Origin of the sequence: Cupriavidus sp. D384, assembly GCF_001652915.1 — a bacterium.
Lineage (GTDB): Bacteria > Pseudomonadota > Gammaproteobacteria > Burkholderiales > Burkholderiaceae > Cupriavidus.
This window is the reverse complement of record NZ_BBQI01000027.1, coordinates 13,748-33,045: the sequence shown is the minus strand read 5'-3', so window position 1 is coordinate 33,045 and position 19,298 is coordinate 13,748. Positions and strand designations below refer to the sequence as shown.

Sequence of the window (19,298 nt, the reverse complement as noted above, 5' to 3'; positions counted from 1 at the left end):
GGGGGCCCACCACCCCGCCGATGCCATCCCTCCGCAAGCGACTCATGGCCCTCGACCCCGCCACCGTCAGTACCGTGCTCTCCCTGCTGCCCACCATTCTCGAACAGGCCAACAAGACCATCGAGAAGCTCAAGAAGGGCAAGCGCAAGGATGAAGGCGCGCAGGCGGCCGACGCCGAGCCGCCACGCGACCCCGCCGCACGCATCGCGGAACTGGAAGCGGCCGCCGTGCAGCAGGCCGAAGCGGTCAAGCTGCTGGCCGAGCAGCACGCCATCACGATCGAGGCCCTGCGCCGCGAGGCCGCGCGCCTGGACCGCCGGCTGCGCCTGATGACGGCCGTGGCCATGGCGGGCGTGGCATTCGGCCTGGGCGGGCTGATCATCGCGATCAACCTGCTGTTCCGTTAACCTCGTTCCGATTGCACGCACCATGACCGTCCTGCTCTACGGCATTCCCAACTGCGACACCGTCAAGAAGGCCCGCACGTGGCTGGAATCGAACGGCGTCGACTACACGTTCCACGATTTCAAGAAGCAAGGCGTCGACGAAAAGATGTTGCGCGCCTGGCTCAAGCACGTGCCACTGACCACGCTGCTGAACAAGAAAGGCACGACGTACCGCGCGCTGTCCGACGCCGACAAGACGAAGGCGGAAAGCGAGGCCGGCGCCGTGGCCCTGATGCAGACCAGCCCGTCGCTGATCAAGCGCCCGGTACTGGATCGCGATGGCAATGTCAGCGTGGGGTTTTCCGCCGACACGTACGCCTCGCTGTTCTGAAGAAACGAATTTCGCACCACCCCGCACCATGAACCCGACCCTTGCCCTGACCGAAGACCTGATGCGCCGCCGCTCGGTCACCCCTGCCGACGAAGGCTGCCAGTCCGTGCTGGAAGCGCGCCTGTCCGCGCTTGGCTTTACCTGCGAGAACATCGTCAGCGGCCCTGACACCTTCCGCGTGACCAACCTGTGGGCGGTCAAGCGCGGCACGCAGGGCACGGCGGGCAAGCTGCTGGCCTTTGCCGGCCACACCGACGTGGTGCCGACCGGCCCGCTGGAGCAATGGACGTCTGACCCGTTCGAGCCCACGCACCGCGACGGCAAGCTCTACGGCCGTGGCGCGGCCGACATGAAGACGTCGATTGCCGGTTTCGTGGTGGCCTGCGAGGAATTCATCGCCCAGCACCCCGACCACGCCGGTTCGATCGCGTTCCTGATCACCAGCGACGAGGAAGGCCCCGCGCACGACGGCACCGTGAAGGTGGTGGAAGCGCTGAAGGCCCGTGGCGAACGCCTGGACTACTGCGTGGTGGGCGAGCCCACTTCGGTCGACACGCTGGGCGACATGGTCAAGAACGGCCGCCGTGGATCGCTGTCGGGCAAGCTTACGGTCAAGGGCGTGCAGGGCCATATCGCCTACCCGCACCTGGCACGCAACCCGATCCACCTGGCCGCGCCGGCGCTGACCGCGCTGGTGGCCGAGACGTGGGACCAGGGCAACGAGTACTTCCCGCCCACCACGTGGCAGATGTCGAATATCCACGCGGGCACCGGCGCCACCAATGTGATTCCGGGCCATGTGACCATCGATTTCAACTTCCGCTTCTCGACGGCCAGCACGCCGGACGGCCTGAAGCAGCGCGTCCATGCCATCCTGGACCAGCACGGCCTGGAATACACGCTGGACTGGACGCTGGGCGGCGAGCCGTTCCTGACGCCGCGTGGCGATCTGTCCGAAGCGCTGTCGGCCGCCATTGCCGCCGAATGCGGCGTGACGGCCGAGCTGTCGACCACGGGCGGCACGTCCGATGGCCGCTTTATCGCCAGGATCTGCCCGCAGGTGATTGAATTCGGCCCGCCGAACGCCAGCATCCACAAGATCGACGAACACGTGGAACTGCGCTTTATCGAGCCGCTCAAGAATGTTTACCGTGGCGTGCTGGAACGCCTGATTGCCTGATCGCCTGATCGACTGACTATTGGAGCGACCAACCCCCATGGCTACCCCATCTCCCCTGAAGACCGTCCGCGACCTGCTGCGCCTGGCCGTTTCCCGATTTACCGCCGCCCGGCTGTCGTTCGGTCACGGCAGCGCCAACGCGTACGACGAAGCGGCCTACCTGGTGCTGCATACGCTGAACCTGCCGCTCGACACGCTCGACCCGTTCCTGGACGCCCGCCTGCTGCCCGAGGAAGTCGACGCGGTGCTGAAGGTGATCGACCGCCGCGTAACCGAACGTGTGCCGGCTGCCTACATCACCCATGAAGCGTTCATGCATGGCCTGCGCTTCTACGTGGATTCGCGCGTGATCGTGCCGCGCAGCTTTATCGGCGAATTGCTACAAGAGGGCCTGGAGCCGTGGCTGGGCGATATCGGGCAGATCGGACCGGTGCTGGAACTCTGCACTGGCTCGGGCTGCCTGCCGATCATCGCCGCGCACGTCTGGCCGAACGCCCGCATCGACGCCGTGGACATCTCGTCCGACGCCCTGGCCGTGGCCCGCCGCAATGTGGCGGACTACAAGATGGAAGAGCGCATCGCGCTGTTCGAAGGCGACCTGTACGGCCCGCTGCCCTCGGGCGCCACGTACGACGTGATCCTGACCAACCCGCCTTATGTCAACGAGCAGTCGATGCGCGAACTGCCCGCCGAGTACCTGGCCGAGCCGCGCCTGGCGCTGGCCGGCGGCGACGATGGCATGGATGTGGTGCGCCGGATCATCGCCGGCGCCAAGAAACGCCTGAACCCGGGCGGCGTGCTGGTGGTGGAAATCGGCAACGAGCACGACAACGTGGAAGCCGCCTTCCCGGATCTGGACATCGTCTGGCTGTCGGTCAGCGCGGGGGATGACCAGGCATTCCTGGTGACGTACGACGCGCTGCCGGACTGAGCTTCGAACAGAGGCCAGACGTCACGGCCTGTATCCGATGTGCGGCGCTGGTCGTACACCATAAACAACGCCGCGGAAATCGCGGCGTTGTTTATGGCAGGACGCCTGCCCGGATCAGCCTCCCGGCCCCACCGAATAGATCGTGCCGTTCGACGACACCTGGTAGTAGTCGGCGCCGACGCCCACCCAGTGGTAGCCCTTCTTGGGCGCGGGCAGGTTGTAGTCCTTGTACTTGTCGATCACATACTGACGGTCGCGGAATTCGGCCGGCAGCTTCTCACCCTTGTTCCATTTCTTGGGCGAGTAAGGCGACTGTGCGCCCATCGGCATCGAGCCCGGCTGGCCGGACGACATCGACCCCTGCGACATGCCGCCCTGGGACGTACCGCCCTGCGACATGCCGCCCTGGGACATGCCCCCCTGCGACATGCTGCCTTGCGAGCCGGAGCTTTGTCCCTTGTGCGACATGCCCGGCTTGCCGCTGGTAGCCGGCGGCATGGGTGTCGCGGACGGGGGCATGGCGCCTGCCTGGCCCGGCGACGGCATCGGGGTCGGACCCGACGGCTGGGTCTGGCCCGGTATTTGTTGCTGTTGCTGGGCCTGTGCGAGTGGCACTGCCAGCAGGCCGGCGGCGACCAGGACGGCGGGTATTAACGTCTTCGTTTGCATCGTGATCTCCTCACAGATGGAACACGTCAGACTGCCCCAGAAGCAGGACAATCCCAAGAAAGCTTAGTAGCAAATGCGGGGCCCGCATGATGGCGGCATGTCCTTCCGGCTTCTCTTGGAGCAATTTTCCTCAATGATTTCAGCCACTTGCGAAGCAAGTGCAGTGCACGCCCAAATTGAAGAAATCGCGAAGATAAGCGTGGTTTGCGGTAGTTTTGGCATGCAGCGGTGTCATATCTTCCCTGCTCCCCTTCCCTTTCCCTCGCCGCGCCTGCCCTGCTGCGGCGCGCCATAAGTTTTTCTTGAAGCACCGCGCAAAGTCTCCTAGAAATTGGTCAGACCGCTTGACCATTTGTCCGCTGCCTGCCCGGGAATTCCCATGCCGCTTCAGCAGATCGAACCGCGTCGTCTGTACCGCCAGATTGCCGACCAGCTGCGTCGGCTGATCGAAAGCGGCGAGTTTCCCGTTGGCGCGCGGCTGCCGCCCGAGCGTGATCTGGCGGTGCAACTGGGCGTGTCGCGTCCGTCGGTGCGCGAGGCGCTGATCGCGCTGGAGGTGGAAGGCCTGGTCGAAGTCCGCATGGGCTCGGGCATCTATGCCTGCGCGGCCGATGCCACGCCGCCGGCCTCGCACGCTGGCGGCATCGTGGCCGCCACGCCGCTGGACGTGATCCGGGCCCGCCAGGTGATCGAGGGGGAAATGGCGGCCGGTGCCGCGCGACACTGCACGCCCGCGCTGCTGGAAGCGCTGGCCGAATCGATCGCGCTGATGGAAGAAGAAGCGGGCGGCGGCAATATTCCCGTGCGCGGCGACCGCATGTTTCATCTGCGCATTGCCGAGGTCTCGGAGAACGCCGTGCTGCTGCGCCTGGTGGCCGAGCTGTTCGACGAGCGCCACAACCCGCTGTTCGCCCAGTTTGGCAACCATTTCGAAAACGCCGAAAGCTGGACCGCCGCCATCGCCGAACACCGTGCCGTGGTGAGGGCCATTGCCTCCGGCGCGCCCGACGCGGCGCGCGCAGCGATGTGCGATCACCTGGAACTGTCGCACAACCGTTTCTACGCGGCCTGGCCGGGCCATGGCAAAGACGTGAGAGTCCACAGCGAGGAGTCGTGATGTCCCTGACCTGCCATATCCATGCCAGCGAAGACCTGCGCTTTACCGAAGTGGCCCCGGCCACGCCGGGCGCGCACGACGTGCTGGTGCGCCTGGGCGCGGCCGGCATCTGCGGGTCGGACCTGCACTATTACTTCCACGGCAAGGTCGGCGCGTTTGTCATCAAGGAACCGCTGACGCCGGGGCACGAAGCCTCCGGCATCGTCGAGGCGGTGGGCAGCGCCGTGACACGCGTGGCGCCGGGCATGAAGGTGGCGATCAATCCGTCGCATGCCTGCGGCCAGTGCGACTACTGCCGCGCCGGCCGCGACAACCTTTGCCGCAACATGCGCTTCCTGGGCAGCGCCAGCGTGTTTCCGCACGTGCAGGGCATGTTCCGGCAGCACTTCCTGATGCACGAAAGGCAGCTCACCCCCGTCGATGCCGATATCTCGCTGGGCGAACTGGCGTTCGCCGAACCCCTGTCTGTGGCACTGCACGGCGTGAACCGGGCGGGCGAGCTGCTCGGCAAGACCGTGCTGGTCACGGGCGGCGGCACCATCGGCAGCCTGACCGTGATGGCCGCGCGACTGGCCGGCGCGGCACGGATCATCGTGTGCGATATCGCGCAGCGTCCCCTCGACGTGGCCGCCGCGGTGGGCGCCGACCATACCATCCTGACCACGCAGGTAGCGGCCAGCGAACTGCAGGACATTGCCGACGTGAGCCTGGAGGCCGCCGGCAGCGCTGCGGCGCTGGGAACATGCCTGACGGCCACACGCCGGGGCGGGCGCATCGTGCAGGTTGGCACGCTGCCCGCCGAAGGCCTGCACTTTCCGGCCAACAGCATCATGGCGCGCGAACTCGACTACGTGGGCGCGTTCCGCTTTGGTCGCGAGTTCGACTGGGCGGTGCAGTACCTGACCACCCGGCGGCTCGACGTGCGGCCGCTGCTGTCCGCGCAGTTGCCACTGGCGCAGGCCGTCGAGGCGTTCCGGCTGGCGGCGGACAAATCCCGCAGTACCAAGGTGCAGTTGACCGGGTGAGGTTTTGCCCTCGCATGCCGACCGGTCACCCAATAAGACCGGCGGATCTTTCACCGAAAAAGGAGACAACCATGACGCTTCGTCGCCGGCAGTTTTCGTCCATGCTCGGTGCGGCCCTGCTGCTCGCCGCCACCCTGACCACCCCCGCCCTGGCCCAGCAGGCTGCCCCGGTCAAGCTCAAGTGGGCCCATGTCTATGAGACTTCGGAGCCGTTCCACAAGTGGTCGGTGTGGGCCGCCGACGAGATCAAAAAGCGCAGCAACGGCAAGTACCAGATCGACGTGTTCCCGGCGTCGCAACTGGGCAAGGAAAACGATATCAACCAGGGCCTGGCGATGGGCACGGTGGACATCATCATCTCGGGCTCCAGCTTCGCCGCCAAGTCGTTCCCGCGCATCGGCGTGACGTACTACCCGTATATCTTCCGCAACCCCGACCACCTGCTGGCCTACACCCGGAGCGACATCTACAAGGAACTGACGGCCGGCTACGAGCAGAAGACCGGCAACCATATCGTGGCCACCACGTACTACGGCACGCGCCAGTCCACGTCGAACAAGCCGTTCTCGCACTGCACCGAGATGAAGGGCCTGAAGATGCGCGTGCCTGACGTGCCGGCGTACCTGGCCATGCCACGGGCCTGCGGCGTGAACACGTCGCCGATTGCCTTCGCCGAGGTCTACCTGGCGCTGCAGAACGGCACCGTGGAAGCGCAGGAGAACCCGCTGACCACCATCGAGGCAAAGAAGTTCTACGAGGTGCAGAAGTACATCGTGCTGACCGGCCATATCGTCGACCACCTGAACACGATCGTGTCGGGCGCGCTCTGGAAGAAGCTGTCCGAACCGGAACGCAAGATGTTCCTGGATGTGGCGCAGGAAGCCGCCGCCCGCGCCACCGCCGATGTGGTGGCGCGCGAGAAGGAGCTGGTGGCCGTGTTCAAGCAGAAAGGCATCACCGTGACGGAGGTCAGCATCCCCGAGTATCGCGATGCCGTGCTCAAGAACATCAGCGTCGAGTCGCAGGGCTATCGCAAGGCCGACTGGGAAAAGATCCAGGCAGTGAAGTAACAAGTTTTGCTTGTCTGTGGGTTGTCTCCCCTCTCCCGCAACGTGGGAGAGGGGTTGGTGGAGAGTGCCCGGCGGTTCAAGTTTCGACGCGTCGGCAGCAGAACCCCGACACCCTCGCCCCGCTCCCGGCTCCCGCCTGCGGGAACGGGGAGACAACCTGCAGGAACGGAGACATCCAATGGAAATGCGTTCCCAAGCCATGCCTGAGCGGGGCACCGAAGCGCCGCCGCCCGAAGGCGCCCCGCACATGACTTCCGTCGAGGAAATCGTCCACACCTTCGAGGCCGCCGATGCGCAGCCGGTGGACCTTTCCGGCTACGCCGCCGAGGACTGGTTCACCGTGGGCCTGTTCTGGGTCATGACGCTGCTGGTCTTCATGCAGTTCTTCACGCGCTACGTGATGAACGATTCTCTGGCCTGGACCGAGGAACTCGCCACCTACTGCCTGATCGGCGTGGTCTTCATCGGCGCATCGATGTGCGTGCGCAAGAGCCGCCATATCCAGGTCGACTTGCTGTACCGCTACCTGCCCCATGGCCCGGCGCGGGTGCTGTCCACGCTGGTCGACGTGCTGCGCACCGCGTTCCTGGGCTACGCCGCGTGGCTGGTCTGGAAGTACATCGGCATCGTGGGCGAGGAGCCGATGACCACCATCGAATGGAACAAGAACTATGTGTACTGGGCAGCCCTGCTCGGCTTTGTGCTGATGCTGGGGCGATCGATCCAGGTGACCTGGCAAAACTGGCGCAACGGCTATTCGATTCTGGAACGCCCGGAAGCCTTCGAATCGTTTGACGACTAAGGAGCCCCGGCATGTGGATCCTGATTGCTTCGTTCCTGCTGCTGATGCTGGTGGGCATGCCAGTGGCCGTGTCGATGGCGCTGGCGTCGCTGTTCTATATCTGGGCCAGCGGCACCGTGCCCGACGTGATCCTGGCCCAGCGCATGATCGCCGGCGTGGAGAGCTTTCCGCTGCTGGCCGTACCGTTTTTCATCCTGGCCGGCAACCTGATGAACGTGGCCGGCATTACCGGCCGCATCTACAACTTCGCGGTGGCGCTGGTGGGCTGGATGCGTGGCGGCCTGGGCCACGTCAACATCATCGGCTCGGTGATCTTCTCGGGCATGAGCGGCACGGCCATTGCCGACGCGGCCGGCCTGGGCACCATCGAGATCAAGGCGATGAAGGACCATGGCTACGAGACCGAGTTCGCCGTGGGCGTGACAGCGGCATCGGCCACGCTGGGCCCGATCATCCCGCCGTCGCTGCCGTTCGTGATCTACGGCATGATGGCCAATGTGTCGATCGGCTCCCTGTTCCTGGCCGGCATCGTGCCGGGACTGGTGCTGACGCTGTTCATGATGGCTACCGTGGCGTGGATCGCGCACCGGCGCGGCTGGGGGGGCGATACCGCGTTCTCGTGGAAGCTGCTTGGCTCTGCCACGGTGGAAATCATCGTGGTGCTGGCCTTCCCGATGGCAATCTGGCTGGCGGTGTCGGCCGGCATGTCGACCAACATGGCGGCCATGATCGCGCTGGTGGTACTGCTGGCGCTGGACTGGTACTTCGACTTTTCGGCCGTGATGGCGCTGATGGCGCCCGTGATCCTGATCGGCGGCATGACGCTGGGCTGGTTCACGCCCACCGAGGCCGCCGTGGCTGCCGTAATCTGGGCGCTGTTCCTGGGGCTGGTGCGGTACCGGTCGATGACGCTGCGGGCGCTGGCAAAAGCCACGCTCGATACGGTGGAAACCACCGCCTCGGTGCTGTTCATCGTCACGGCGGCGTCGATCTTCGCCTGGCTGCTGACCACCAGCCAGGCCGCGCAGGCGCTGACCGACGCCATCCTGGGCTTCACGCACAACAAGTGGGTGTTCCTGCTGCTGGCGAACGTGCTGATCCTGATCGTGGGCTGCTTTATCGACACCACGGCGGCCATCACGATCCTGGTGCCGATCCTGCTGCCCATCGTGCTCAAGCTCGGCATCGACCCCATCCACTTTGGCCTGATCATGACGCTGAACCTGATGATCGGCCTGCTGCACCCGCCGCTTGGCATGGTGCTGTTCGTGCTGGCGCGGGTGGCGCGGCTGTCGGTGGAACGCACCACGGTGGCTATCCTGCCGTGGCTGATCCCGCTGTTCCTGACGCTGATCGCCATTACCTACGTGCCCGAAATCACGCTGTGGCTGCCCAACCTGGTAGGCAGCAAATGACGACGATCACGCACGTTGAACTGCTGCAGGTCGATCTCCAGCCTCCCGTTGCACGCTCCGATGCGATCCAGTCGTTCGTTACCCAGGAAACGCCGATGGTGCGCATCCGCTGCGACGACGGCGGCGAGGGCACGGGCTACAGCTATACGATCGGCACGGGCGGCTCGTCGGTCATGGCGCTGCTGCGCGACCACCTGGCGCCGCAGCTGATTGGCCGCGACCCGGCCCGCATCGAGCAGATCTGGCACGACCTGATGTTCAGCACCCATGCCACGTCGGTAGGCGCCATCACGAGCCTGGCGCTGGCGGCCATCGACACGGCCCTGTGGGACTGGCGCTGCCGCCGCGACGGCCAGCCGCTGTGGCTGGCCGCAGGCGGCGCGCAGCACCGCGTGCCGATGTACTCCACCGAAGGCGGCTGGCTGCACCTGTCGCGCACCGAACTGGTCCACGCCACGCTGTCGGCCAAACAGGCCGGGTTCCACGGCGCCAAGATCAAGGTAGGCAAGCTGCACCTGGCCGAGGATCTCGACCGCCTCTACGCCGTGCGCGAGGCGGTAGGCAACCATTTCGCGCTGATGGTCGACGCCAACCAGTGCTTCACGTCGGCCGAGGCAATCCGGCGGGCTTCGCACTATGAAGGCCTGGGCCTGTCATGGTTCGAGGAACCGCTGCCGGCCGACGACCTGTCCGGCCACGTCCGGCTGGCCGCCGCCACCCCGCTGCCGGTTGCCGTGGGCGAATCGCTCTACTCGATCGGCCAGTTCGCCGACTACCTGCGCCAGGGTGCCTGTTCGATCGTGCAGGCCGATGTGGCCCGCGTGGGCGGCATCACGCCGTGGCTCAAGGTGGCGCACCTGGCCGAAGCCTGCAACGTGCCCATCTGCCCCCATTTCCTGATGGAGCTGCATGTGTCGCTCTGTGCGGCGGTGCCCAACGCCCCGTGGGTCGAGTACATCCCGCAGCTCGATGCCATCACGCACAGCCGCGTGGCCTTTGCCGATGGCCACGCCGTGCCGCCCGGCTCGCCCGGACTCGGCATCGACTGGGACTGGGCCGCCATTGACCGCCGCGCCACGGCGCGCGCCACCGTTTCCTGACAAGACAAACCTGCTTGAACCGATAAGGAGCCATCCATGTCGCAACGACTCGCCGGCAAGATCGCGCTGGTCACGGCCGCCGGCCAGGGCATTGGCCGTGCCACGGCCGAGGCGTTCCTGCGCGAAGGCGCCCAGGTCATCGCCGCCGATATCAACCCCGAAACCCTGGCGGCGCTGTCCGCCCTGCCCGGCTGCACGACGCGGCGGCTCGACGTGACCGATGGCGCGGCCGTCGACGCCGCGGCGCGCGAGATCGGACGCATCCACGTGCTGTTCAACGGGGCCGGCTTCGTCCACCACGGCACCATCCTCGATTGCGACGAGGCGGCCTTTGATTTTTCGATGAACCTGAACGTGCGCGCCATGTATCGCATGATGCGCGCGTTCCTGCCCGCCATGCTCGACGCCGGCAGCGGGTCGATCATCAACATGGCATCGGTGGCCGGCAGCATCAAGGGTGCGCCGAACCGCTTTGTCTATGGCGCCAGCAAGGCCGCCGTGATCGGCATGACCAAGGCCGTGGCCGCCGACTACATCACGCGCGGCATCCGCTGCAACGCGATCTGCCCGGGCACCGTGGAGTCGCCGTCGCTGCGCCAGCGCATCGGCAACCAGGCCACGGCCAGCGGCCGCACGCTGGCGCAGGTGGAAGCCGACTTTATCGCCCGCCAGCCGATGGGCCGCATCGGCACGGCCGCCGAGATTGCCGCGCTCGCCGTATATCTGGCGTCGGACGAATCGGCCTTCACCACCGGCACCGCCCAGGTCATCGACGGCGGCTGGTCCAACTAAGCCACTGGAGGGTCGCGCATGTCCGCACCGGCTGTCATCCGGATCCATCCCGCCGACGATATCGTCATCGCGTGCCGCCAGCTGCTGCCCGGCACGGTGCTGCACCAGGAAGGCGTCACCGTAGCCAGCCTGGTACCGCCGGGCCACAAGGTGGCCGTGCGCGCCATTGCCGAAGGCGCGCCGGTGCGGCGCTACAACCAGATCATCGGGTTCGCGCGCCAGGCCATCGCGCCGGGCCAGCATGTGCATACCCACAACCTGGCGATGGGGGACTTTGCACGCGACTACGCGGCGGGCAGCGATGTCCGCGACACCGCGCCAGCCACCGCCCTGGCCACCTTCGACGGCATCGTGCGTGCCGATGGCCGCGTCGCCACGCGCAACTACATCGGCATCCTGACCTCGGTGAACTGCTCGGCCACCGTGGCGCGTGCCATTGCCGATCATTTCCGGCGCGAGATCCACCCGGAGGTGCTGGCGCCCTATCCCAACGTGGATGGCGTGGTGGCGCTGACGCATGGCGCGGGCTGCGCCACCGACAGCGACGGCGAGAACCTGCGCGTGCTGCGCCGCACGCTGGCCGGCTACGCCCGGCATCCGAACTTCGCCGCGGTGCTGGTGGTGGGCCTGGGCTGCGAGACCAACCAGATCGACGCGCTGCTGGCCGAGCCCGGCCTGTCGGCGCTGGCCGACGGGCCGCGCTTTCACAGCTTCAATATTCAGGACACCGGCGGCACGGCCCGCACCGTGGCGCGCGGCGTGGGCGTCGTGAAGGCGCTGCTGGACGATGCCAACCGCGTCACGCGCCAGCCGGTGCCGGCCAGCCATCTGACCGTGGGCCTGCAATGCGGCGGCTCCGACGGCTACTCGGGCATCACCGCCAATCCCGCACTGGGCGCCGCGGTGGACTTGCTCGTGGCACAGGGCGGCACGGCGATCCTGTCGGAAACGCCCGAGATCTACGGGGCCGAACACCTGCTCACGCGCCGCGCCGTTTCGGCGGCGGTGGCTGACCGGCTGATCGCCCGCATCCGCTGGTGGGAGGCCTACACCGCGCGCAATGCTGGCAGCATGGACAACAACCCGTCTGCCGGCAACAAGGCCGGGGGGCTGACCACCATCCTGGAAAAGTCGCTGGGCGCCGTTGCCAAGAGCGGCACCACCAATCTGGTGGACGTCTACGAGTTTGCCGAAACGGTACGCGCCCACGGGCTGGTCTTCATGGACACCCCGGGTTACGACCCCGTGTCGGCCACCGGCCAGGTGGCGGGCGGCGCCAACCTGATCTGCTTTACCACGGGCCGTGGCTCGGCCTATGGCTGCGCGCCGTCGCCATCGCTGAAGCTGTCCACCAACAACGCGCTGTGGCAGCGCCAGTCCGAGGACATCGACATCAACTGCGGCGACATCCTCGACGGCGAATCGACCATTGCCGGCAAGGGCGCGGCCATCTTCCGGCTGATGCTGGACACCGCCTCGGGCCGCCGCACGCGCAGCGAACAGCACGGCTACGGCCAGAACGAATTCGTGCCCTGGGCGCTAGGCGCCGTGATGTAACCCACCGCTGCACAGCCGGAGACCTGCATGAAGATCACCAACGCACGCGTTATCGTCTGCTGCCCGGGACGCAACTTCGTCACGCTGAAGATCGAGACCGACGAAGGACTGACCGGTATCGGCGACGCCACGCTCAATGGCCGCGAGCTGTCCGTGGTCAGTTATCTGGAGGATCACGTCATCCCGTGCCTGATCGGACGCGACGCGCACCAGATCGAGGACATCTGGCAATACCTGTACCGCGGCGCCTACTGGCGGCGCGGCCCGGTGACCATGAGCGCGATTGCCGCCGTGGACACGGCGCTGTGGGACATCAAGGCCAAGGCCGCCAACCTGCCGCTGTACCAGCTGCTGGGCGGCAAGAGCCGTACCGGGGTGATGGTCTACGGCCACGCCAACGGCAGCGACATCGGCCACACCGTGGAAGAAGTGCTGCGCTACAAGGAAATGGGCTACAAGGCGATCCGCGCGCAGTCTGGCGTGCCGGGGTTGAACAAGGTGTACGGCGTGTCGCGCGACCGGCTGTTCTACGAGCCGGCCGATGCCAACCTGCCGTCCGAGCACGACTGGAGCACCGAACGCTACCTGGACCACACCCCGAAGCTGTTCGACAAGGTGCGCGACGCCGTGGGCCCCGACATCCACCTGCTGCACGATGTGCATCACCGGCTGACGCCCATCGAGGCCGGGCGGCTGGGCAGGTCGCTGGAGCCGTTCCGGCTGTTCTGGATGGAAGATGCCACGCCCGCCGAAGACCCGCGCGCCTTCCGTCTGATCCGCCAGCACACGGTCACGCCGCTGGCCGTGGGCGAGATCTTCAACAGCATCTGGGACTGCAAGACTCTGCTTGAGGAACAGCTGATCGACTATATTCGTGCCACGGTGGTCCATGCAGGCGGCATTACCCATTTGCGGCGCATAGCCGACTTTGCCGCGATGTACCAGGTGCGCACCGGCTGCCACGGCGCCACGGACCTGTCGCCGGCCTGCATGGGCGCGGCGCTGCATTTCGATCTCTGGGTGCCCAACTTCGGTATCCAGGAGTACATGCGTCACACCGAGGAGACCGACGCCGTGTTTCCGCACGCGTACACGTTCCGGGACGGCATGATGTACCCGGGCGATGCGCCGGGCCACGGGGTGGACATCGACGAAACGCTGGCCGCGAAGTACCCGTACCAGCGCGCCTACCTGCCGGTGAACCGGCTGGCGCACGATGGCACGCTGTGGCACTGGTAGCCAGGGGTAGCGCGGCCGTGCAGATCGGCCGCAGAGCTTTGAGCGTTGACCGCAAGGCCTGACAAGGAGACCACGATGAGCGATATCGAACAGTTGCCGCGTCTGCATCCTGCCCGGCTTGGCGCGCTGCCGCCCCATGTGCGGCGTCCCGGGTACGCGCGCGACACCCTGCGCGCGGGCATTGTTCACCTTGGGATCGGTGCCTTCCACCGCGGCCACCAGGCGGAGATCACCGAAGCCGCCATCGAAGCCATGGGCGACGAAGGGCAGCGCTGGGGCATCATCGGCGTATCGCTGCGCCGGCCCGACACGCGCGATGCCCTCAAGCCGCAGGAAGGCCTGTACACACTGGCCCTGCGCAGCGCCACCGCCGAAACGCTGCAGGTGATCGGCGCCGTGCTGGGTGTGCTGGTGGCCGAGGAAGATCCCGAGATCGTGCTCGACCGCATCGCCCATCGCGACACCCACATCATCAGCCTGACCGTCACGGAAAAGGGCTACTGCCACGATCCGGCCACGGGCGAACTGAACCGGGCCGACCGCGACATCATCGAGGACCTGTCCGGCGTGTCGCACCCCGTCACCGCCATCGGCTACCTGGCGCTGGGCCTGCAGCGGCGCATGGAGCGCGGCCTGGGGCCGGTCACGCTGCTGTCCTGCGACAACCTGGCCAGCAACGGCGATACGCTGCGCCGCGTGCTGCTGGTGTACTGCGCCGAGATCGATCCGGCCCTGCACGACTGGGTGGCGGCGCGCTGCACCTTTCCAAACACGATGGTGGACCGCATCGTGCCCAAGACCACCATCGACGACGTGGCGCATGTGTCGGCGGCGCTGGGCCTGTACGACGCGTGGCCCGTGGTGGGCGAGCCGTTCTTCCAGTGGGTGATCGAGGATCGCTTCGCGGCGGGCCGTCCCCGCTGGGAAGCCGGCGGCGCGCAGTTCGTGGCCGAGGCCCGGCCGTTCGAGGTGCTCAAGCACCGGCTGGTCAACGGCAGCCAGTCGATGATGGCGTACATGGGCGTGCTGGCGGGATGGCCGACCACCGACCGCGTGATCGCCCAGCCCGCCGTGCATGCGTTTATCTCGGAAACCATGGAACGCGAGACGCAACCCACGCTGCCGCCGCTGCCGGGGCTCGACGTGGACGCCTATCGCGCCAGCCTGCTGCCGCGCTTTACCAACCCCGCGCTCGGGCATCGCACGCGCCAGATCGCCATGGACGGGTCCCAGAAGATCCCGCAGCGCCTGCTGGCACCGATCCGCGACCGCCTTGCGGCGGGTCAGCCGTTTGCGCGCCTGGCACTGGGCGTGGCCGCCTGGCTGCACTTCCTGCGCGGCTACGACGAGGCCGGCAATGCCTTCCCGATCGAAGACCCGCTGGCGCAGCCGCTGGCCGCCGTCATGGCCGATGCCGCGCGCCAGACCGAAAAACTGTTCGATGCCCGCACACGCGAACAGGCTCGCGTGCGCACCATCGCCGGCTTTGCGCCCGTGTTTGGCGACCTGGCGCAATCCACGGTATTCATCGATACGGTTGCCACACAGCTGGAATTGTTGTGCGCGCACGGCGTGACGGGGGCGCTGACACGCGTCAACAGCACCGCCTAGACCACGCTCGCCCGACGCCAGCGCAGGCCACGCATGCGCTGGCGTCATGCCTGCATGCGCAGATTTCGTTTCTCCGGTCACCGCGACGCCCCTACCATCGGCCAGAGCCTGTCATAAAAGGGCTGCCCAGCGTTCTGCCAAACAGGGAGAGAGAGACATGCAAGCCAGCGCCCCCGCCTTTGCGGAGACCGTGCCCCAGATCGGGGCCAGTCAACGCCGCCGCGCCATCATCGCCACGGTGATCGGCAACGGCCTCGAATGGTTCGACTTCACGGTGTACAGCTTCTTCGCCGTGATCATCGCCAAACTGTTCTTCCCCACCGGAAACGACCTGTCTTCGCTGCTGCTGGCCGTGGCCACGTTCGGCGTGGGCTTCTTCATGCGGCCCGTGGGCGGCATCATCCTGGGCGTCTACGCCGACCGCGTGGGCCGCAAGGCGGCGCTGTCGCTGACCATCCTGCTGATGGCCGCCGGCACCACGCTGATCGGCATCGCGCCCACCTACGACCAGATCGGCGTGTTTGCCCCGATGCTGATCGTGATCGCGCGCCTGATGCAAGGCTTTTCCGCCGGCGGCGAAATGGGCGGCGCCACCGCGTTCCTGACCGAATACGCACCCGAGCGCCAGCGTGCCTACTATTCGAGCTGGATCCAGGCCAGCATCGGCGTGGCCGTGCTGCTGGGCGCCGCCGTGGGCACCTTCGTCACCGCCACGCTGAGCCCCGAGGCGCTCAATAGCTGGGGCTGGCGCCTGCCGTTCCTGATCGGCATGATCATCGGCCCGGTCGGCTTCTATATCCGTCACAACCTCGACGAGACGCCCACCTTCCAGGCCACCACCGACAAGACCGACTCGCCGCTCAAGGAAGTGCTGCGCGACTACCCGCGCCAGACCGCCGCCAGTTTCTCGATGGTGATCCTGTGGACGGTCTGCACCTACGTGCTGCTGTTCTACATGCCGACCTACGCCGTCAAGGTGCTCAAGGTGCCGCAATCCACCGGCTTTGTCGCCGGCATGGCCGGTGGCCTGGCGATCATGGTGTTCGCGCCCATCGTCGGCAGGATGGCCGACCGCATGGGCCGCCGTGGCCTGCTGTCGGGCGCCGCCGCGCTGATCTTCGTGCTGGCCTGGCCAATGTTCGCCTATATCAACCACGCGCCGGGACTGGGCTCGCTGCTGGTGTTCCAGATCGTGTTCGGCGTGCTGATCGCCGCCTACACGGGTCCGATCCTGGCCGCGTTTGCCGAACTGTTCCCGGCCAAGGTGCTGTCCACCGGCCTGTCGGTGGCCTACAACCTGGCCGTGACGATCTTCGGCGGCTTTGCCTCGTTCTTTATCACGTGGCTGATCGCCAGCACGGGCAGCACCATGGCCCCGGCCATCTACGTGATGATCGCGGCCGCCATCAGCTTCTGCGGCACGCGCCTGGTGCGCGAACCCGCCTACCTGCAATCGAAGTAACCCGTCGTCCAGACATACCCCACGATGACCCAGATTCTGCTTCAGGGCGGCAACGTCCTCGACCCCGTTCGCGGCGCCCTGCTGCCGCGCCATGATGTGCTGATCGACGGCGAGCGTATCGTCGACGTCAGCGCGTCGCCGATACACGCACCACAGGCCAGGGTCATCGACGTGACCGGCAAGACCGTGATGCCGGGCCTGATCGACCTGCACGTGCACGTGCTGGCGTCGCTGGCAAACCTGGGCCTGAACGCGGTGCAGCCCAACGTGCTGGTGGCCTTCCGCGCCATGCCCATCATGCGCGGCATGCTCGAACGCGGTTTCACCACGGTGCGCGATGCCGGTGGCGCCGACTGGGGCCTGTCGCAGGCCGTGGCTACGGGCCTGATCCCGGGGCCACGCATCTTCCCGTCGGGCAAGGCACTGTCGCAGACCGGCGGACATGGCGACTTCCGGCCACGCTCCGACACGCTGGAGCCATGCTCGTGCGCATTCCGGGCCGGTGCCATCGCCCGCGTGGCCGACGGCGTGGACGCAGTGCGACTGGCCGTGCGCGAGGAAATCCAGAAAGGCGCCACGCAGATCAAGATCATGGCGTCAGGTGGCGTGGCGTCGCCCACCGACCCCATCGGCAACACCCAGTACAGCGAGGACGAGATCCGCGCCATCGTGGCCGAAGCCGAGGCCGCGCAGACCTACGTGATGGCCCACGCCTACACGGGCCGTGCGATCACCCGCGCCATCCGCTGCGGCGTGCGTACCATCGAGCACGGCAACCTCGTGGATGCCGCAGCCGCCCGCGTGATGCGCGAGCATGGCGCCTATGTGGTGCCGACGCTGATCACCTACGACGCCCTGGCCCGCGATGGCGCCCGCCTTGGCCTGCCGGCCGACTCCGTCGCCAAGATCGAAACCGTGCGCCAGGCCGGCCGCGATTCGCTGGCGATCTATGCCGAAGCCGGCGTGCCGATGGGCTTCGGGTCCGACCTGCTGGGCGAGATGCACCAGTACCAGTCCGAGGAATTCCGCATCCGCGCCGAACTGCTGGGCAACGCGGAAGCGGTGCGCTCGGCCACGTCGATTGCAGCCGAAATCCTGCAGCGCGACGGCGAGCTTGGCGTGGTCAAGGCCGGCGCAATTGCCGACGTGCTGGTGGTCGACGGCGACCCGCTGCAGGACATCGAGGTGCTGGCCGGGCCGGCATCGCGCATCGAACTGGTGATGCAGGCAGGCAAGATCCACGCGGCGTAAGGCCACGACAAGCCCGCCCTCTCCCCCGCTCCTCTCCCATCAATGGGAGAGAGGAGACGACCACAGGCGAGACCGCCGCCATCGGTTTGCTCCCCTTTTCCATCGATCAGGGAGCGGAGACAACCATCGGTTTGCTCCCCATTTCCATGGATCAGGGAGCGGAGACAACCATCGGTTTGCTCCCCTCTCCCGCCTGCGGGAGAGGGGCTGGGGGAGAGGGCACGGCGGTTCAAATCGAAGACCTCGCGTCTTGAGATGCCCGCCCTCTGCTTCGTCTGCCATGCACGGCAGCGCAGAAACACATCCCCTCTGGCATAAGGCTTGCGTCTATTATTGGCAGCAACACCTGCCAACAAGACGCCTGCCCCGATGCGCATCACCCCCCTGCCCCCATTGCCCTGCCTGGTCGCGTTCGAATCCGCGATGCGCCATGGCAGTTTCACCAAGGCCGCAGCCGAACTCCATCTCACGCAAAGCGCCATCAGCCGCCAGGTGGCCCAGCTTGAGCGATTCCTGGGCAAGAAGCTGTTCGTGCGAGAGCCGCGCGCGCTGCGGCTGACCGTCAGCGGCCAGCAATACGCCGAACAGGTGCAACGGCTGCTGGTGCGCTGCGCCGAAGCCACCGAGGACGTGATGAAGCGCAAGGGCCAGGTCGAGCTGACCGTGGCCTGCTCGTCCGGCGTGGCGGTGCTCTGGCTCACACCGCGCCTGGCGGCGTTCCGGGCCCGGCATCCGGACTTCCACGTGCGATTGGTGGTCAACGACAGCCTGGCGTCGCTGTCCGGCACCGATTTCGATGTCGGCCTGTATTACCTGCGCGAAGGTGCGCCCAGCGGCATTGCCGCGCAACGGCTCTACGACGAGGAAGTCTTTCCGGTCTGCGCGCCGTCGTACCTGGGCGGCCGCGTGCTGAAGGTCTCGGATCTGCCGAAGGAATCGCTGCTGGTGCTGGAGGATGCCCAGCGCATCTGGATGTCGTGGCAGGCGTGGTTCGGGCGCAATGGCCTGCGCGAAACCCGCTTCGAGCGCGAGCTGGTTGCCAATACCTATCCTGTGCTGGTGCAGATGGCTATAGAAGGCCAGGGCATCGTGCTGGCGTGGCGCCATATGATCGACCGCTGCCTGGCGGCGGGCCTGCTGGTGCGCGCCTGCGACGCCAGTGCGTCGCTGGGCGGCGGCTACTACGTGGTCTGGCCGCGCGACCGCGCCGAACCGGCGGCGGCGCGCGCATTCCGTCAATGGCTGATCGAGGAAAGCGGCGCCGGTGCCTAGGTCCGGTCAGGCACCGGCATTTCGGGGG

Annotated in this window: 18 protein-coding genes; 17 read left to right on the top strand and 1 reads right to left on the bottom strand. The window is 66.7% G+C overall.

The genetic code is table 11. From position 1 onward, the window contains the following. Window positions 1–20: 20 nt before the first annotated feature. Genes A9J21_RS10520 through prmB form a run of 4 tightly spaced genes read left to right on the top strand, consistent with a single transcriptional unit; the run spans window position 21 to window position 2,888 of the window. The gene (locus A9J21_RS10520; RefSeq protein WP_066735145.1) at window positions 21–407 is read left to right on the top strand and encodes a hypothetical protein; all 387 of its coding nucleotides are present in this window, start codon (window positions 21–23) and stop codon (window positions 405–407) included. A gap of 22 nt (window positions 408–429) precedes the next feature. Next, a complete protein-coding gene (locus A9J21_RS10515; protein ID WP_066735141.1) occupies window positions 430–777 on the top strand; it encodes an arsenate reductase in 348 nt (115 codons plus the stop codon). 28 nt (window positions 778–805) lie between these two features. Then, a complete protein-coding gene (gene dapE, locus A9J21_RS10510; protein ID WP_066735138.1) occupies window positions 806–1,957 on the top strand; it encodes a succinyl-diaminopimelate desuccinylase in 1,152 nt (383 codons plus the stop codon). Between the two features lie 37 nt (window positions 1,958–1,994). Then, window positions 1,995–2,888: a 50S ribosomal protein L3 N(5)-glutamine methyltransferase gene (gene prmB, locus A9J21_RS10505; protein ID WP_066735135.1), complete on the top strand. Its 894-nt coding sequence runs from the start codon at window positions 1,995–1,997 to the stop codon at window positions 2,886–2,888. A 114-nt stretch (window positions 2,889–3,002) separates the two neighbouring features. Here the strand turns inward: prmB and A9J21_RS32665 are convergent, their stop codons facing one another. Beyond that, entirely contained in the window at window positions 3,003–3,557 is a 555-nt protein-coding gene (locus A9J21_RS32665) for an RcnB family protein (RefSeq protein ID WP_404851364.1), read from the bottom strand. 379 nt (window positions 3,558–3,936) lie between these two features. Between A9J21_RS32665 and A9J21_RS10495 the strand changes: the two genes are divergently transcribed. The 13 genes from A9J21_RS10495 to A9J21_RS10435 all read left to right on the top strand — a co-directional run bounded on the left by A9J21_RS10495 (window position 3,937) and on the right by A9J21_RS10435 (window position 19,270). Then, on the top strand, window positions 3,937–4,674 hold the full coding sequence (locus A9J21_RS10495) for a FadR/GntR family transcriptional regulator (RefSeq protein ID WP_066735132.1): 738 nt from the start codon (window positions 3,937–3,939) through the stop codon (window positions 4,672–4,674). Further along, window positions 4,674–5,699, top strand: coding sequence for an L-idonate 5-dehydrogenase (locus A9J21_RS10490; protein ID WP_066735129.1), 1,026 nt, complete (start codon window positions 4,674–4,676; stop codon window positions 5,697–5,699). Before A9J21_RS10495 ends, A9J21_RS10490 begins: the two co-directional genes overlap by 1 nt. A 71-nt stretch (window positions 5,700–5,770) precedes the next feature. Next, the gene (locus A9J21_RS10485) at window positions 5,771–6,769 is read left to right on the top strand and encodes a sialic acid TRAP transporter substrate-binding protein SiaP (protein WP_082926334.1); all 999 of its coding nucleotides are present in this window, start codon (window positions 5,771–5,773) and stop codon (window positions 6,767–6,769) included. A 178-nt stretch (window positions 6,770–6,947) separates the two neighbouring features. Next, window positions 6,948–7,571, top strand: coding sequence for a TRAP transporter small permease (locus A9J21_RS10480; protein WP_156545779.1), 624 nt, complete (start codon window positions 6,948–6,950; stop codon window positions 7,569–7,571). An 11-nt stretch (window positions 7,572–7,582) separates the two neighbouring features. Next, the gene (locus A9J21_RS10475) at window positions 7,583–8,986 is read left to right on the top strand and encodes a TRAP transporter large permease (RefSeq protein WP_066735126.1); all 1,404 of its coding nucleotides are present in this window, start codon (window positions 7,583–7,585) and stop codon (window positions 8,984–8,986) included. Further along, window positions 8,983–10,086 (top strand): mandelate racemase/muconate lactonizing enzyme family protein, encoded by a 1,104-nt coding sequence (locus A9J21_RS10470; protein WP_066735124.1) that lies wholly within the window; start codon window positions 8,983–8,985, stop codon window positions 10,084–10,086. Before A9J21_RS10475 ends, A9J21_RS10470 begins: the two co-directional genes overlap by 4 nt. 36 nt (window positions 10,087–10,122) lie before the next feature. Next, window positions 10,123–10,878 carry an SDR family oxidoreductase gene (locus A9J21_RS10465; protein ID WP_066735122.1) on the top strand — a complete coding sequence of 252 codons (756 nt, stop codon included), beginning with the start codon at window positions 10,123–10,125 and terminating at the stop codon, window positions 10,876–10,878. An 18-nt stretch (window positions 10,879–10,896) separates the two neighbouring features. Continuing rightward, complete coding sequence (locus tag A9J21_RS10460) at window positions 10,897–12,435, top strand: UxaA family hydrolase (RefSeq protein ID WP_066735120.1); 1,539 nt, start codon at window positions 10,897–10,899, stop codon at window positions 12,433–12,435. A 27-nt stretch (window positions 12,436–12,462) separates the two neighbouring features. After that, entirely contained in the window at window positions 12,463–13,674 is a 1,212-nt protein-coding gene (gene manD, locus A9J21_RS10455; protein WP_066735118.1) for a D-mannonate dehydratase ManD, read from the top strand. Window positions 13,675–13,749: 75 nt separating this feature from the next. Next, window positions 13,750–15,285, top strand: a complete 1,536-nt coding sequence (locus A9J21_RS10450) for a mannitol dehydrogenase family protein (RefSeq protein WP_066735114.1) — start codon at window positions 13,750–13,752, stop codon at window positions 15,283–15,285. Between the two features lie 157 nt (window positions 15,286–15,442). After that, a complete protein-coding gene (locus A9J21_RS10445; protein WP_066735111.1) occupies window positions 15,443–16,747 on the top strand; it encodes an MFS transporter in 1,305 nt (434 codons plus the stop codon). A 24-nt stretch (window positions 16,748–16,771) separates the two neighbouring features. Then, window positions 16,772–17,998 carry an amidohydrolase family protein gene (locus A9J21_RS10440; protein ID WP_066735109.1) on the top strand — a complete coding sequence of 409 codons (1,227 nt, stop codon included), beginning with the start codon at window positions 16,772–16,774 and terminating at the stop codon, window positions 17,996–17,998. A 369-nt stretch (window positions 17,999–18,367) separates the two neighbouring features. Further along, window positions 18,368–19,270, top strand: a complete 903-nt coding sequence (locus tag A9J21_RS10435; protein WP_066735108.1) for a LysR substrate-binding domain-containing protein — start codon at window positions 18,368–18,370, stop codon at window positions 19,268–19,270. Window positions 19,271–19,298: the final 28 nt, after the last annotated feature.

What these genes read in the sequence shown, in the direction of transcription:
- A9J21_RS10470 (WP_066735124.1), top strand. Translation starts at nt 8,983, where the DNA reads ATGACGACGATCACGCACGTTGAACTGCTGCAGGTCGATCTCCAGCCT.
- dapE (WP_066735138.1), top strand. Translation starts at nt 806, where the DNA reads ATGAACCCGACCCTTGCCCTGACCGAAGACCTGATGCGCCGCCGCTCG.
- manD (WP_066735118.1), top strand. Translation starts at nt 12,463, where the DNA reads ATGAAGATCACCAACGCACGCGTTATCGTCTGCTGCCCGGGACGCAAC.
- prmB (WP_066735135.1), top strand. Translation starts at nt 1,995, where the DNA reads ATGGCTACCCCATCTCCCCTGAAGACCGTCCGCGACCTGCTGCGCCTG.
- A9J21_RS10435 (WP_066735108.1), top strand. Translation starts at nt 18,368, where the DNA reads ATGCGCATCACCCCCCTGCCCCCATTGCCCTGCCTGGTCGCGTTCGAA.
- A9J21_RS10520 (WP_066735145.1), top strand. Translation starts at nt 21, where the DNA reads ATGCCATCCCTCCGCAAGCGACTCATGGCCCTCGACCCCGCCACCGTC.
- A9J21_RS10475 (WP_066735126.1), top strand. Translation starts at nt 7,583, where the DNA reads ATGTGGATCCTGATTGCTTCGTTCCTGCTGCTGATGCTGGTGGGCATG.
- A9J21_RS10485 (WP_082926334.1), top strand. Translation starts at nt 5,771, where the DNA reads ATGACGCTTCGTCGCCGGCAGTTTTCGTCCATGCTCGGTGCGGCCCTG.
- A9J21_RS32665 (WP_404851364.1), bottom strand. Translation starts at nt 3,557, where the DNA reads ATGCAAACGAAGACGTTAATACCCGCCGTCCTGGTCGCCGCCGGCCTG.
- A9J21_RS10515 (WP_066735141.1), top strand. Translation starts at nt 430, where the DNA reads ATGACCGTCCTGCTCTACGGCATTCCCAACTGCGACACCGTCAAGAAG.
- A9J21_RS10465 (WP_066735122.1), top strand. Translation starts at nt 10,123, where the DNA reads ATGTCGCAACGACTCGCCGGCAAGATCGCGCTGGTCACGGCCGCCGGC.
- A9J21_RS10460 (WP_066735120.1), top strand. Translation starts at nt 10,897, where the DNA reads ATGTCCGCACCGGCTGTCATCCGGATCCATCCCGCCGACGATATCGTC.
- A9J21_RS10495 (WP_066735132.1), top strand. Translation starts at nt 3,937, where the DNA reads ATGCCGCTTCAGCAGATCGAACCGCGTCGTCTGTACCGCCAGATTGCC.
- A9J21_RS10440 (WP_066735109.1), top strand. Translation starts at nt 16,772, where the DNA reads ATGACCCAGATTCTGCTTCAGGGCGGCAACGTCCTCGACCCCGTTCGC.
- A9J21_RS10490 (WP_066735129.1), top strand. Translation starts at nt 4,674, where the DNA reads ATGTCCCTGACCTGCCATATCCATGCCAGCGAAGACCTGCGCTTTACC.
- A9J21_RS10450 (WP_066735114.1), top strand. Translation starts at nt 13,750, where the DNA reads ATGAGCGATATCGAACAGTTGCCGCGTCTGCATCCTGCCCGGCTTGGC.
- A9J21_RS10480 (WP_156545779.1), top strand. Translation starts at nt 6,948, where the DNA reads ATGGAAATGCGTTCCCAAGCCATGCCTGAGCGGGGCACCGAAGCGCCG.
- A9J21_RS10445 (WP_066735111.1), top strand. Translation starts at nt 15,443, where the DNA reads ATGCAAGCCAGCGCCCCCGCCTTTGCGGAGACCGTGCCCCAGATCGGG.